The organism is Streptomyces sp. NBC_01016 (genome assembly GCF_026341035.1).
GTDB lineage: Bacteria > Actinomycetota > Actinomycetes > Streptomycetales > Streptomycetaceae > Streptomyces.
This window is the reverse complement of record NZ_JAPEOQ010000001.1, coordinates 5,561,859-5,574,471: the sequence shown is the minus strand read 5'-3', so window position 1 is coordinate 5,574,471 and position 12,613 is coordinate 5,561,859. Positions and strand designations below refer to the sequence as shown.

Here is a 12,613-nt window from a genome sequence, read left to right as displayed (position 1 = left end):
GACGGGGACGAGGATGGGGACGGGGACGGGGACGGGTGCGCGTCCGGGGGCGCGGTCATCGCGTGATCAATCCCAGGCCACGGGCATTTCTTCCACACCCCCGAGGAGCGCGAAGTCCTTCCAGCGCAGCTGCTGGGCCGGCACCGCCAGCCGCAGCCGCGGGAACCGCTCGAACAGGGCGCGCAGGCCGACGGAGAGTTCGAGGCGGGCGAGACCTGCGCCGATGCAGAAGTGCGGGCCCTGCCCGAAGGCCATCTGGGTGCGCTTCTCGCGCTCGATGATGCAGCGGTCGGGCTCCGGGTAGACCTCGGGGTCCCGGCTGGCGACGCCGACCGAGGCGAGCACCGCCGAGCCCTCGGGGATGACCGTGCCGCCCAGCTTCACGTCGCTCGTCGTGATCCGGATGGCGGTCCCGCCGCCGGGGACGTTGAGCCGCGCCAGCTCTTCCACGGCGTGCGGGTAGAGCGCGGGATCCGCGCGCAGCAGCGCGAGTTGGTCGGGATTGCCGAGCAGGGTCGCCGTCCCGGCGCAGAACACGGTCACCGTGGTGTCATGCCCCGCGAGCAGCAGCAGCGCGCCAAGGCTGACGATCTCTTGCTCGGACGGCTCGCCCTCCTCGTCGAGGATGTGCACCAGGGCGCTGATCAGATCGTCGCCGGGTTCCTCGCGCCGGTGGCCGATCAGCCGGGCGAAGTAGGCCCGCATGTCGTCGTTGGCCCGCTGGATCTCCTCGGGCGGGTACTTGGTGAGCGACATGAACCGGTCGCACCAGGCCCCGAACTTGTCGTAGTCCTCGAACGGGACGCCGAGGATGCGGCAGATGACGCGCAGCGCGAGCGGGCGGGCGTACAACTCGAGGAGGTCGCCCGCGGGCGGGCCGGCCTCCATGGCGTCGAGCAGCTCCGCGGTGACCTCCTCCACGTACGGCCGCATCCGCCGCACGCGCTGCGGGCTGAAGGCCCGGTTGGCGAGTTTGCGGATCCGGGTGTGCCGCGGGGGATCCATGGTGATCATGCTGTCCGGGTCGGGCTCGACCACCTGCGCGCGGGCGGCGCCGGGGCGGAACAGCGCCTCCCTGCTGAACCGAGGGTCCGACAGCGCGGTCCGTACGTCCTGATGGCGGGCCACGAACCAGGCGGGGTCGCCGGTCGCAAGGGTGATCGGGCACACCGGCTCCTCGCGCAGCGCCTGTAAGTATGCGTCGGGCGGCACGAGGGGGTCGGTCCGCTTCGTGGGATAGGCGAACCTGGGTATGGGGCGGGAAGTTGTGTGGTCGTCAGGTACGTAATCGTCGTTAGGCGCGTGGTCGCACATCGTGCGATTCCCCCTTCTGGCGTTCTGGAGCTCTGGCGCTCTGGCGCTCTGGCGCTCAGCGGATCGAGGCCGGATTGGCTTCGGCTGTGGGCAGCGGTTCGGACAGTGTTCTGGTCACTAGCGCGTCGACCTGGCGTGCGGTCAGCGAGGCGAGCCGGTCCAGGCCATTGATCACCTCGGTGGAGGTTCCGGACGACGCGAGCTTGGACCGGACCAGTTCACGGTGGACGTGCCTCGTCTCGGGGCCGGCCGCCCCTTTCGGCCGCCCGCACGAGGCGGTGAGCACCCGGCCGTCGCGCAGGGTGATCCGCAGCCGGGCGCCCACCGCCTTGTCGGCCTTCTGGAAGGTGGTGCTCGGCGGTCCCGCGATGTCGGCGGTGGCCGTGATGCCCTCCCCCATGACCGCCACGAGCCACCGTCTGCCGTTCTCTCCCGCCTGCCGCAGCGCCTCGCCCAACGGGGCGGTCCCGCGGAGCACTTCGCGGCTCAGCCCGGGGTCGTACTCCAGCCGCACCCGGTCCGCGAGGGACCAGCGCAGACGGTCCGCGGTCGCCGGCTCCGCGAGGTCCGCCGGTACGACGGCGCCGGTGGTGAGGGCGGTTGCCACGTTGTAGGCGACGGAGACGTTGAGCGCCATGATCGCCGACCGGTCGCGGTCCACATACGGGGCTCCGTCCTGGTCCATGGCGATGGTCAGCCGGGCCGCCGAGACCACGATCTCCTCGATGTCGTGGAGGTCTTCCCGGGAGAGCCGGGCGTGCAGCTGGGAGGCGCAGTCGACGGCCGCGTCCACGTACGCCCCCGCCGGATTGAGCTTGAAGGTGAGCGTCTCGGTGTGCCAGCGCGTGCCGAGTCCGGCCGTGACCGCCTCCGGCGACGGCACGTCCGAGAACTTGGCGAGCAGGCCGCCAGGGTGCTCCAGGATGTCCTCCGCGCCCCGCAGCCCCGCGGCCGCCGCGTCGCAGGCATCCAGCGCGGTCCGCACCGGCGTCGCCGCCGAGAGAACCTTCGCCTCACTGCCGAGCAGCGCTCTGCGCAGCGGCCATGGCGGCATCGCGAGGGCCAGGCCCCAGGCGTTGGTCCACATCCCGGCCGGGGCCCGGGCGCCGTGCAGGCGGGCCGCCACGGCACCTACGAGCTGGGTGTACGAGGTCCCCTGCCCCCGCAGCGGACCCAACGCGCAGGCGGCGGTGACCCGGGCGGCGCACTCGTTCGCGGCGACGACCGCCGTGAGCAGGGTCCGCCCGTTGAGCCGTTGCACCCGCCGGAAGGCCAGCGGGACGCCGACGGAGGCGTGGGTGACATGGCCCGCGTACATGCTGTCCTCGTAGTAGAGGCACGAGGACAGCGCGGCCATGACCTGCGCCGCCTGGCAGGGGTCGGCCATGAGCGGGGTACCGAAGGCCCGTACCAGCTTGTGCCCCAGGGGGTGCGCCAGGCTTGCCCGCAGCACCGCGAGATGCGACATGACCTGGCTGGTGGCGTACTCCTCGATCCGCCCGGGCAGATCCGCGTGGCGCAGGCCGGCGGACCACTCGGCGAGCTGCCGGGTGAGGGAGGGTACGCCGGGCGCCTGGCCGGGGCCCTGGCCGAGGTCGGTTGTGCCCGGCGTGCCCGTCGCGGTCACGACCGGCTCCAGGACAGGCCGCGCCGCGGATGTGTCGTGCGGGTGAGGTAGCAGGCGACCGTGTCGACGTCGTCGTGACTCAGGAAGCTGTGTCGGTCTGTCCCGGCCGTTTTGTACACACCTCGCTCCTTCCGAGAGCTGGGAACGCACCGGCGGTGCGACGGAGTGCTGTCTCATCGTTCAGGCCCCGGGTGGTAGCGCCCTGAAATTCCGCTGACACGGACAGCTCAGGCCCACTCCTGCCGGCGAGACCGACACTGCCTGGGACACGGCACCGCGTGATGGCGCTTTTCCGCCAGCGGACACGGACACCGGATGCCACCGTCGATGACGTCGTCGTCGACGACGACCAGGGCACCGGGCTCAGGAGGGGATGGGGACGTGGAAACGATCCAGGTGACGGAGAGGAACGACCCGCATGTGGTGTCATCGGCCGAGGGAGCGGCACTGCTCCGGGGCGCCCCGTGGTCCCGGCTGGTGATCGTCGGAGACAGCGTCGCCCGGGGCGTCAGCGAGTCGCGCCCCGGCTACCGCACCGGCCCCTGGTCGAGCCTGGTGATCGCCGCTCTCCGCGAAGTGCGGCCGGAACTGGAACACCTCAACCTGGGTCGGCGTGAACTGGTGACCGCGCAGGTACGCGAGACTCAGCTGAAGTCCGCGCTGGCTTTCGGACCCGACCTGGTGATCGCGCTGTGCGGGGGGAACGACGGCCTGCGCAAAACCTTCGACCCTGATGCCGCGGAGGGCGAACTCGAAGCCCTCTTCACCCCGTTGCGTACCGCCGGCACGCTGGTGACCGCCGGCTTCTTCGACATCATCGGCAACCCGCACTTCGACGAGCGATACCGGGACGTGGCCCGTGAGCGCCTGGCCGTCCTGTCGCGGAGGATCCGATCGGTGTCGCAGCGCCTGGACGCCGTCCACGTCGACCTGCACAGCCACCCGACCGAGCGCGACGAGTCGATCTGGAGCACCGACGGCATCCACCTCAACGCCCGAGGCCAGGCCGTCCTCGGCACCGAGATCATCCGCGCCCTGGGCACCCGCCTGGGCAACGCCTGAGCCCTGTTGCCGGGCGGCGGAGTCCTGCTGGACGACGACCCGCCCATTGGGCTGCTTGACCACCGCCGCCCACAGCGTGTTCGCCGCCGGCCCGGATGAGCGCGGCGACGAGCGCGGCTGCGGTGCTGAAGGTACAGCCGGAGACATTGATGCCGTCGCGGACGCTTCGAAACAGTCGGAGCGCACACCCCGACGGCACGAACGTTTTCGGTGTGCGGCTCCCCCCAGGATCCGTCAGCACCCCGGGGTGTCGACGTCCGACATCGTCAACCTGCTGCGGGCCGAGGCGGAGGAGGCGGGGGACGTCACCGCGATCTGCCGGCCGGCCTTCGCCCCGTACTGGGCGAAGGCCGGTGTCGGCGCGGAGGTCCTGCCCGTCCCCGCCGGACTGCCGTGCACCGGGCTGTGGGCCACGCTGTCGGAGCACTGCGCGAGAACCCCGCGGACGTCGGACCGGAAGGTCGTCCTCGCCGACTACGACCCTCGCCTGGGGTATCTGAGCGTGTGCCGGCTCGACACGGCAGCGGCCTGAACCGGGCGCTACCTATGGTCATTCATCGGTGAATGTCGATAGCGTCCCGCGACTTCTCCCCCTCCCTTCTCGCTCCTTCCCGCTCCTTCACGCCCAGCCGTCGCACCCCCGGAGGTCCGTATGTTTTCCCTGGCCACGCAGGAAAGAAGGGGCGTGTGGCGCACCATCTCGGGCCTCGCCGTCCCGCTGTTCGTGGCCGAGTCCCTCAATTTCGCCGTCCAGCTCGGCATCGTCGCCATCCTGGGGCGTATGGGGGGCGACGCCGTTTACGTTCGCTCCCTGTATCAGCCTGTCAGCCTCGTCGTCCTCGCCGTGACCGTGGGCTTCGCGGTCTCCAACCAGGTCGCCGCCGCGATCGGCAAGGGGGCGGGGCGTCCCCGGGACGTCATGGCGAACGCCGCCAGCCTGGCCAGGGTCTGGCTCGGGCTCGGCGCGGTCCTGTACCTGGCTCTCACGATCGCGGCTCCCCTACTGACCGGGCTCTTCCATGTCGACGCCGAGCAGCGGGACACGTTCGTCTCCTTCCTGCGCTGGACCAGTGCCGCCAGTCTGCTGACCATCGGGGCGGAGCTCTGCGCGTCCAGCCTGCGCGGCTACGGGTACATGCGGCACGCCACCCTGCTGGTCGTCTGGACGGCGGGCGTACGGATCGGCCTCGTGGCCGGCCTCGGGCTCGGCACCGACATCGGGATCGCGGCGGTGCCCATCGCCGAGGCGACAGCGGGTCTGACCGGTCTGGCCATGGGCCTGGTGCTGCTGCGCCGCACCGAGCTGTGGCATCCGCAGGCCGCCCTGGTGTGGCGGCGCGAAGTCTTCACCGACCTGCGCCGCATCGGCGTGCCCATCGCGATGTCGCTCCTGGTGATCTCCGCGTACAACCTCGCGGTCATCGGTGTCCTCGGGAACTACGGCCCGGACGCCGTGGCCGGGTTCACGGTCGCGTCCACCGTGCAGAACGTCGTACTGCTGCCGGGAATAGTCCTGGGCACGGCCACGGCGATCACCATCAACCAGCAGCGCGGGTCGGGCGATTGGCAGCGCATGCGTGCGTCGATGCGCGGCGGCATCGAGGTCACCGTCATGGTCTACGTGGCGATCGCGTTGCTGGTGTGGTCGGTGCACGACCCCCTGGCGCGGCTGATCGGCGGCGACGCCGGGGTGGCCGCGGCCGCCGGCAGCTACCTGGGCGCCGTGGCGCTCACCTACGCCGTCCAGGGCCCCGTCCTCACTTCACTGACCGTCATGGAGGAGACCGGCGGCGGCTTCCGGGCCATCGTGCTCAACACCATCTACTTCGGCCTGATCGTCGCGGTCAGCAGCGCGGCGGCACACGCCACCGGCAGCGCGGACGGCTTCTACGCCGCGGTGGCGTACTGCAATCTGATCGGGGTGAGCGTGCCGTTCATCGCTGTACGGCACATTCGAAAACTGTCGGCCGAGGGCAACGCCCGGGCCGCTGCCACGACGGACTGAGTCGCGGCGGGGCCCCGCCGGGGTCAGAGTTCGGACGGAGCGAGGACGATCTTGAAGGCCTCGCGGCGGTCGAACAGGTCGTAGGCGTCGGCGGCCGCGGACAGCGGCAGCCGGTGGCTGATCAACTCGGCCGGGTCCAGCCACTTGTGACGCAGCAGCGCGAGCACCGGCTCGCGGACGTCGATCGGGTCGCCCACGACGAAGCGCACCGTCAGCTCCCGGGCGAAGGCCGTGCCCGCGGGGAAGGCGGCTTCGGCATGGTGCACGCCAACCGCAGCGACGGTGGCCCGGGGAGCCGCGGCCCCGACAGCGGTGGACAGGGCAGTGGGCGACCCCACAGCCTCGATCACGGAATGCGCTCCCCACCCTCGCGTCAACTCGGCCACAGTGTCGGCGAGTTGTTCCGGGGCGACGATCCGTCCGGCACCGGTGAAGCCTTCGCGCCGCGCGACGTCGCTGTCGGCGAGGACGACTTCGGCGGCCCCCGCGAGCCGGGCGCAGGCGGCCGCGAGCACGCCGACCGGGCCCGCCCCGACCACCGCGACGACGTCGCCGGGCCGCACCCGCGCGCCAGGACGAGGAGGCGATCCACCGCAAGGGCTCGGAGAACGGCTGGATCACCGTGGCCACTGCCGCTCCTCCCACGACAGCGGTCACCGCGTAGAGCGCATCCGCCGTCGTGGCTCCGATCGCTGCCGCGGCTCCGACCCGGAAGGAGGTCCGGGCCGTCAGATTGATCATCAGTACGGCCACGGCTCCCACCGGGATCGCCAGGCCACATGATCGATCCCCGGCTGCAGGCGTTGCGCGTTCTGCGGGCAGCCCGACCACCATGCACTGGCCGACCGTGAAACCGTACGTCTGCCGGATACCGCCCAGGAGACCTGGATCCAGGCCGGGGACCCCAGGGACCAACACCCGGTCCTCCTGCATGCCGCAGCCGCCGCGGGGTTCACCCCGCGAGTGACACACAGCGCCATCGACTGGACTGCTGTGGCCGCCCTTGTTGCCCACGGCCACGGAATTTGTCTCGTCCCCCGACAGGCACCGCTCCCTCAGGGACTGCCCCTCCGACGCGTGCCCTTGGCAGGCCCGACGGCCCCCGTCCGTCGGCTCCTGGCCTGCGTCCGGCCCGGAAGCAGGAAACAGATCGCCATCGCGCGCGGCCTGGACGCGCTCCAGGACGCCGCCCTGAGGGCTGCCCCGTAGCGGGTGCGGTGCCGTCTCAAGACCACTGATGAACTGACCCTCGTGGAGCCGTGGTCGGCGCCGAGAACGATTCTCGACGGCGCCTGAACCCGAGGCATTACATAGAGTTCGCAAAGAAGCGACTCAGCTGCGGAATCCGACCCCTGCCGACTGGCACAAGTCCAGTAGCGTCACCTCCGCATTCGACCATGCATGCGGACATCGGGGGAGACAGTCATGGGTAATCTGCTGTTCAACGTGACCACGGCAGCGCTCATGGTGCTGATGTTCAAGGCGGGCCTGGCACTGCTCGGCCCGGATTCGATCCCGCAGCGGCGCCTGCCCTGGGCCGCCATCGCGGTGTTCGCGGTGGCGCTCGCCGGTGTGGTGACCCAGCTCTGCTGGGCGGGGGCCATGGACGCCTTCGACGCGGATCCGGGCAAGTCCGGCTGGTGGCGCGTGGTCACGTCTGTCTTCATGCAGAACGGCGGCTTCCTGGGCGGGGCTTGGAACATCGCGACCCTCGCCGTGATCGCTGCCCTCGCACAGTGGTTCTGGGGCGGGCCCTTGATGATCGGCCTGTTCGTGGCCGGGATCCTCCTTCCGCAGCACATCGACTCGCTGTTCATGGAAGCGAGCCGCAGCACCGATCCCCGTAACTTCGCGGGCAGTTCGGGAGCCACCTACTTCCTCGCGGCGACCCTGGCCGCCGGTCTACTGCTGCGCGCCAAGGACCGCAAGGACCGGCTGCTCGCTGTTGCGGCACCCGTGCTCGGGCTGGTGATGTGGTTCGCCCAGGAGAACGGACACGGACTGGTCGTCGTGTACGGGTTCGCACTGGGCGCCCTGGTGTGGGGAGTTGGGCACCGGATGATCCAACCCGACCTCGATTCGCGGAAGACGCCGCGCCTCACCATGGGTTCCCTGGCGGCGACGATACGACGCTAGCCCGACGGGACGCCGGCCGGGTGCTACCTGTGCCCGCCGCCACGAACCGCTTCCTGTTGCCCGATGAACGAAGGACTCAAGTGAATCCGCCCCTTGCCCGGACGGGCCCCGGCACGTCCACGAGCAGCGTTGCCCGCGCAGTGACCGACATCCTGCAGCCGCGCAACGTACTCGTGGCCGGCATGCTCGGGATCGGAGCCGTCGCGGGTGGCCTCGCCGGCATGGCATGGGGACTTCTCGGCGCGCTCTGTGCGGGAGTGGTGCCCGCCGCCTATATCGAGTTCGAACGGAAACGCGGAACATGGGGCGACCGCCATGTGGTGGACCGCACGAAGCGGGCGCCCATTTTCCTCGTGATTCTGGCGTCCGTCGGGACCGGCGCGCTCCTGATGACTCTGGGACATGCGCCGTCGGACGTCATCAGGGCCATGGTCGGGTTGTGGCTGATGACCGTTGTCCTGTTGAGCGTCAACACCGTCTGGAAGATCTCCGTCGACTCGGCGGTCGCATCGGCCGTGGTCGCCCTGCTCGCCGTCGTGCACAGCCCTTGGTGGCTGGCGGGGTACGCCGTGACGGTGTTGGTGTGCTGGTCCCGAGTGGCTCTGCGCTATCACACGGCGTTGCAGACTGTGGCAGGTGCGGCCCTGGGTGCGCTGACCACGGCCGCGTGGATCGGAGCCTGACCCGCTTCCGGGGGCACGGCCTGCGTCCGGAGCGGTCCGGCGCGCGTCCCGTCCCGCTCCCCCACAGTTTGGTACCTTTCACTGGACACACAAATCGATCGGATGTTCGTTTACTGGGATCTCCGAGACGTCCGGTGTCGGCAGTAGGCGCTCACGTCCTCCGACGTGCGGCGTGCCACACAATCGGACCGGGTGAAAGCTCATGGCGGGAACCGACCACGAAAAGGCGCTGGACACCGCGCTCGCACAGATCGAGCGGAAATACGGCAGGGGTGCGGTCATGCGCCTCGGCGAGCGGCCCAATGAGCCCATCGAGGTGATCCCTACCGGATCGACCGCGCTGGACGTGGCGCTCGGTGTGGGCGGTCTGCCGCGTGGCCGTGTGGTGGAGGTGTACGGGCCGGAGTCCTCCGGTAAGACGACGCTGACGTTGCACGCAGTGGCCAACGCTCAGAAGGCCGGCGGCCAGGTGGCGTTCATCGACGCCGAGCACGCTCTGGACCCGGAGTACGCCAAGAAGCTCGGCGTCGACACCGACAACCTCATCCTGTCCCAGCCGGACAACGGTGAACAGGCGCTGGAGATCACCGACATCCTGATCCGCTCCGGCGCGATCGACCTGATCGTGATCGACTCCGTCGCGGCCCTGGTGCCACGCGCCGAGATCGAGGGCGAGATGGGCGACTCCCACATGGGCCTGCAGGCCCGTCTGATGAGCCAGGCACTCCGAAAGATCACCAGCGCGCTCAGCCAGACGAGGACGACGGTCATCTTCATCAACCAGCTGCGCGAGAAGATCGGCGTGATGTTCGGCTCGCCCGAGACCACGACCGGTGGCCGCGCCCTGAAGTTCTACGCCTCGGTGCGGCTCGACATCCGTCGTATCGAGACCCTGAAGGACGGCACGGACGCGGTCGGCAACCGCACCCGCGTCAAGGTCGTCAAGAACAAGGTCGCGCCGCCCTTCAAGCAGGCCGAGTTCGACATCCTCTACGGGCAGGGCATCTCCCGCGAGGGCGGCCTGATCGACATGGGTGTGGATCACGGCTTCGTCCGCAAGGCCGGCGCCTGGTACACGTACGAGGGCGACCAGCTCGGCCAGGGCAAGGAGAACGCGCGCAACTTCCTGAAGGACAACCCCGATCTCGCCGGCGAGATCGAGAGGAAGATCCTCGAGAAGCTCGGAATCGGGGTACCGGCGAAGGCCGCAGTCGCCGAGGGCACGGGCGCCGTCCCGGTCCCTGATGCCGCACGGACCTCGGCGGGAAACCCCGCCTGACAGGCAAGGGCGCGGCCCGGCCGGGGCCTCGACGACCGCGTCAGGATCCGATATCCGGTGTGTCCGGGCAGGCAGGCCTCAGGTCACCTGCGGCGTTCGCGGTCCCGTCGGTCCTGGCGCAGTTTGCGGCCTCGGCGCTGGCGCCGGTATCGGCGGTCCCAGCGGTCCTCGCGGTCCCGGTGGTCCCGGTACTCCCCGTAGCCCTCGTACCGGGAATCGTTCCGACGGCCCCAACTCACGTCGCTGTCCCGGCCGTAGTGGACGTACGCGATGACCAGAACGACCGCGGCCACCCACCACAGAGAGTTGAGGAAGCCGAGCCCGAACAGGACCACGAGGAGGACGAGCAGCAGGACCAACATGGTGGGCCTCCCGGGCGTGGAAATTCGGGTCATCGCTGCCGGGGACCGGGGCCTCACTCAACAGCGTAGCCCTGCCCGCGGGTTGCGGATACGGCGTGCCGTCACCACGTATCCGTACGACGTAGATGGCCACTTGACACCTGGTCAGGGAATGTGGAGCGGGCTAGCGTACGTCGTGCCGCCCCAGCCCCCGGCAGCACCGAACAGCCCTCGCGCCCTCGCTCTGGGGGCGCACCGTGCGCATCGCTGCCGGAACCCGCCGCGTCACGAGCGTGGCCGTTCCCGTTGCCCGCACTCACCGGGTGATCCCGGCACGGCCTCGATGCGCTCCAAGCGGGCGCCGTTGCGCTGCCCGCCGCATGCACGCATCTGACCAGGCGGTACGCATGATGTACACGCTGATCGTTCCAGCCGTGACTCCCTTTGTCCTGCTCGCCACCGTCATGGGCCTGTCCTGGTGGGAGGACCGCGTCCTGCCGTCGGCCGAACCTGCGGAACCTCCCGTTGAGCCTCCGATTGCCCCTGCGGCCCCGGCTTCACTCCCCCGGCCCGCCGGCCTCAACAAGCCGTTGACAGGGGAAGTTGCCAGGCGTTGACTGACAGCACGGCGTAGGGCCATGCCACTCCGGATCCACCGGGCGACGCATTCCACCTCCCCCGCTTCGCCCGGACCCCGCGGAAACACGGACCACTCCCGCGATCTGGAGGCCCGGCGATGTTATGGATCCTTCTCCTTCTGCTGATCCTGGTGGTCTTTGGGTTCGGCTTCATGATGCAGATCCTGTGGTACGTCGCGGTGGTACTTCTGGTCGTCTGGCTCGTCGGCCTCCTGATGCGCGGGCGTGGGCGCAGCGGTGACCGACGCCGGTTCGGCCGCGGCCGCAGCCGCGTCTGATCCGTCCCAACACCCCGCCCTGCCCGCCGAATCGGCGGACGGGAGACGCCTTCCGACGCTGACCGGCAGGGATTGATGGGCATGCAGCAGAGCGGTCAACGGATCAAGAGCCAAAGAAGGCAGCCATGTCCACCTTCGTAGTCATCGCCGTGCTCGTCATCGCGGCGGCAGCCCTGGTCTTCATCGGGCACGGCCGAGCCCGCGGCGGCGGACGCGGCCTGAAGCATCGTTTCGGACCCGAGTACGACCGCTCCGTCGCCCTCCACGACGGCTACGTCCCCGCGGCCGAGCGGGAGCTCGCCGAGCGGGTGAAGCAATACGGCCCCCTCAAGGCGAAGCCGCTGGCACCTGAGGCACGTGAGCGCTACCAAGCTCAATGGGCGGAAATTCAGTCACAGTTCGTCGAGTCGCCGCAGACGGCTGCCACCAAGGCCGACGCGCTGCTGTCGCACCTGGCCGAGGAGCGGGGCCTCCCTGGCGGTGAGCAGTTCGAGGAGCAGATGGCTGCGCTCTCCGTCCATCACGCCCACTGTGCCCATGGCTACCGCAGCATGCACACAGCAGCCCGCAGCCGGGCCGGCACCGAGGAAATACGCGAAGCCATGCTCGAAGCCCGCAGCCTCTTCGAGGCCCTGGTCTCCGAACAGCCGACGGACCCGCCCCGGAGCCGTCCGCAATCTCCCGACCGCGGCCACGCGCCGTGGGCACAGGGCCGGCGCCAGGCGAAGGGAAGTGGCACAGGATGATGTACGACCAGGAACGCGCACGACAGCCCCAGAGCAAGAGCCCGGATCCCGCGAAGCGATACGCCCCGCAACCGCCCCGAACCGAACCGGCTCACGCACCCCATGAGCCGCCCACCAGCGCCGACGACCTCACCACGCCCGGCACCCCCGACCCCGCACTGCTTCCTCGGGACCAACGGGACGAGCTCGCCATGCGGCTCCGGCAGGGCCTCAACACCTTCGTGGACAGCCCGCACCGGGCGGTGGAAGAGGCCGACAGCGTCTTCGCCGAAGCCATCACGCACCTGACCGAAACCCTCGCGGAGCGGCGCCGCGTCCTACGCGCAGGCTGGCAGGGCCAGGACACCGAGGCGCAGACAGAGGAACTACGGCTCGCACTACGGCAGTACAGGAAGATCACCGAGCTATTGCTGCGCATGTAGCGCCCGCCGGCCAGAGCGCTGAACCCGTTCGTCTGCGCTGCCGTCTCCCTGCGCCGCGGCGTAAGCCCCGCCTGTCGTTCGC

Annotated in this window: 14 protein-coding genes; 10 read left to right on the top strand and 4 right to left on the bottom strand. The window is 70.0% G+C overall.

Annotated features, from left to right (window positions below):
* Positions 1–66: 66 nt before the first annotated feature.
* The gene (locus OG746_RS25080; RefSeq protein ID WP_266718100.1) at positions 67–1,212 is read right to left on the bottom strand and encodes a cytochrome P450; all 1,146 of its coding nucleotides are present in this window, start codon (positions 1,210–1,212) and stop codon (positions 67–69) included.
* 157 nt (positions 1,213–1,369) lie between these two features.
* Positions 1,370–2,941 carry an MmgE/PrpD family protein gene (locus OG746_RS25075; protein WP_266718098.1) on the bottom strand — a complete coding sequence of 524 codons (1,572 nt, stop codon included), beginning with the start codon at positions 2,939–2,941 and terminating at the stop codon, positions 1,370–1,372.
* Between the two features lie 381 nt (positions 2,942–3,322).
* Here OG746_RS25075 and OG746_RS25070 point away from each other — a divergent pair, with 381 nt between their 5' ends.
* The 3 genes from OG746_RS25070 to OG746_RS25060 all read left to right on the top strand — a co-directional run bounded on the left by OG746_RS25070 (position 3,323) and on the right by OG746_RS25060 (position 6,008).
* Positions 3,323–4,003 carry an SGNH/GDSL hydrolase family protein gene (locus OG746_RS25070; RefSeq protein ID WP_266718096.1) on the top strand — a complete coding sequence of 227 codons (681 nt, stop codon included), beginning with the start codon at positions 3,323–3,325 and terminating at the stop codon, positions 4,001–4,003.
* Between the two features lie 247 nt (positions 4,004–4,250).
* Entirely contained in the window at positions 4,251–4,535 is a 285-nt protein-coding gene (locus OG746_RS25065) for a hypothetical protein (RefSeq protein WP_266718094.1), read from the top strand.
* A gap of 153 nt (positions 4,536–4,688) precedes the next feature.
* Positions 4,689–6,008, top strand: a complete 1,320-nt coding sequence (locus OG746_RS25060; RefSeq protein WP_266718092.1) for an MATE family efflux transporter — start codon at positions 4,689–4,691, stop codon at positions 6,006–6,008.
* A gap of 23 nt (positions 6,009–6,031) precedes the next feature.
* Here the strand turns inward: OG746_RS25060 and OG746_RS25055 are convergent, their stop codons facing one another.
* Positions 6,032–6,571: a zinc-binding dehydrogenase gene (locus OG746_RS25055; protein WP_266718091.1), complete on the bottom strand. Its 540-nt coding sequence runs from the start codon at positions 6,569–6,571 to the stop codon at positions 6,032–6,034.
* A 223-nt stretch (positions 6,572–6,794) separates the two neighbouring features.
* On the opposite strand from OG746_RS25055, the gene OG746_RS25050 reads away from it, so the two are divergent.
* The 4 genes from OG746_RS25050 (at position 6,795) to recA (ending at position 10,106) form a co-directional block, all read left to right on the top strand.
* Entirely contained in the window at positions 6,795–7,217 is a 423-nt protein-coding gene (locus tag OG746_RS25050) for a LysR substrate-binding domain-containing protein (protein WP_266719186.1), read from the top strand.
* A 216-nt stretch (positions 7,218–7,433) separates the two neighbouring features.
* Entirely contained in the window at positions 7,434–8,144 is a 711-nt protein-coding gene (locus OG746_RS25045) for a hypothetical protein (protein WP_266718089.1), read from the top strand.
* Positions 8,145–8,224: 80 nt separating this feature from the next.
* Complete coding sequence (locus tag OG746_RS25040; protein ID WP_266719184.1) at positions 8,225–8,827, top strand: hypothetical protein; 603 nt, start codon at positions 8,225–8,227, stop codon at positions 8,825–8,827.
* A gap of 202 nt (positions 8,828–9,029) precedes the next feature.
* Positions 9,030–10,106, top strand: coding sequence for a recombinase RecA (gene recA / locus OG746_RS25035; protein ID WP_266718087.1), 1,077 nt, complete (start codon positions 9,030–9,032; stop codon positions 10,104–10,106).
* Between the two features lie 83 nt (positions 10,107–10,189).
* On the opposite strand, the gene OG746_RS25030 is transcribed toward recA, so the two are convergent.
* On the bottom strand, positions 10,190–10,468 hold the full coding sequence (locus OG746_RS25030; RefSeq protein WP_266718085.1) for a hypothetical protein: 279 nt from the start codon (positions 10,466–10,468) through the stop codon (positions 10,190–10,192).
* 715 nt (positions 10,469–11,183) lie between these two features.
* Here OG746_RS25030 and OG746_RS25025 point away from each other — a divergent pair.
* The 3 genes from OG746_RS25025 to OG746_RS25015 all read left to right on the top strand — a co-directional run bounded on the left by OG746_RS25025 (position 11,184) and on the right by OG746_RS25015 (position 12,531).
* Positions 11,184–11,363 carry a hydrophobic protein gene (locus OG746_RS25025; RefSeq protein WP_266718083.1) on the top strand — a complete coding sequence of 60 codons (180 nt, stop codon included), beginning with the start codon at positions 11,184–11,186 and terminating at the stop codon, positions 11,361–11,363.
* Positions 11,364–11,488: 125 nt separating this feature from the next.
* Positions 11,489–12,109: a hypothetical protein gene (locus tag OG746_RS25020; protein WP_266718081.1), complete on the top strand. Its 621-nt coding sequence runs from the start codon at positions 11,489–11,491 to the stop codon at positions 12,107–12,109.
* Positions 12,106–12,531: a hypothetical protein gene (locus tag OG746_RS25015; protein ID WP_266718079.1), complete on the top strand. Its 426-nt coding sequence runs from the start codon at positions 12,106–12,108 to the stop codon at positions 12,529–12,531. The genes OG746_RS25020 and OG746_RS25015 overlap by 4 nt, the downstream gene beginning before the upstream one ends.
* Positions 12,532–12,613: the final 82 nt, after the last annotated feature.

What these genes read in the sequence shown, in the direction of transcription:
- OG746_RS25045 (WP_266718089.1), top strand. Translation starts at nt 7,434, where the DNA reads ATGGGTAATCTGCTGTTCAACGTGACCACGGCAGCGCTCATGGTGCTG.
- recA (WP_266718087.1), top strand. Translation starts at nt 9,030, where the DNA reads ATGGCGGGAACCGACCACGAAAAGGCGCTGGACACCGCGCTCGCACAG.
- OG746_RS25030 (WP_266718085.1), bottom strand. Translation starts at nt 10,468, where the DNA reads ATGTTGGTCCTGCTGCTCGTCCTCCTCGTGGTCCTGTTCGGGCTCGGC.
- OG746_RS25025 (WP_266718083.1), top strand. Translation starts at nt 11,184, where the DNA reads ATGTTATGGATCCTTCTCCTTCTGCTGATCCTGGTGGTCTTTGGGTTC.
- OG746_RS25020 (WP_266718081.1), top strand. Translation starts at nt 11,489, where the DNA reads ATGTCCACCTTCGTAGTCATCGCCGTGCTCGTCATCGCGGCGGCAGCC.
- OG746_RS25015 (WP_266718079.1), top strand. Translation starts at nt 12,106, where the DNA reads ATGATGTACGACCAGGAACGCGCACGACAGCCCCAGAGCAAGAGCCCG.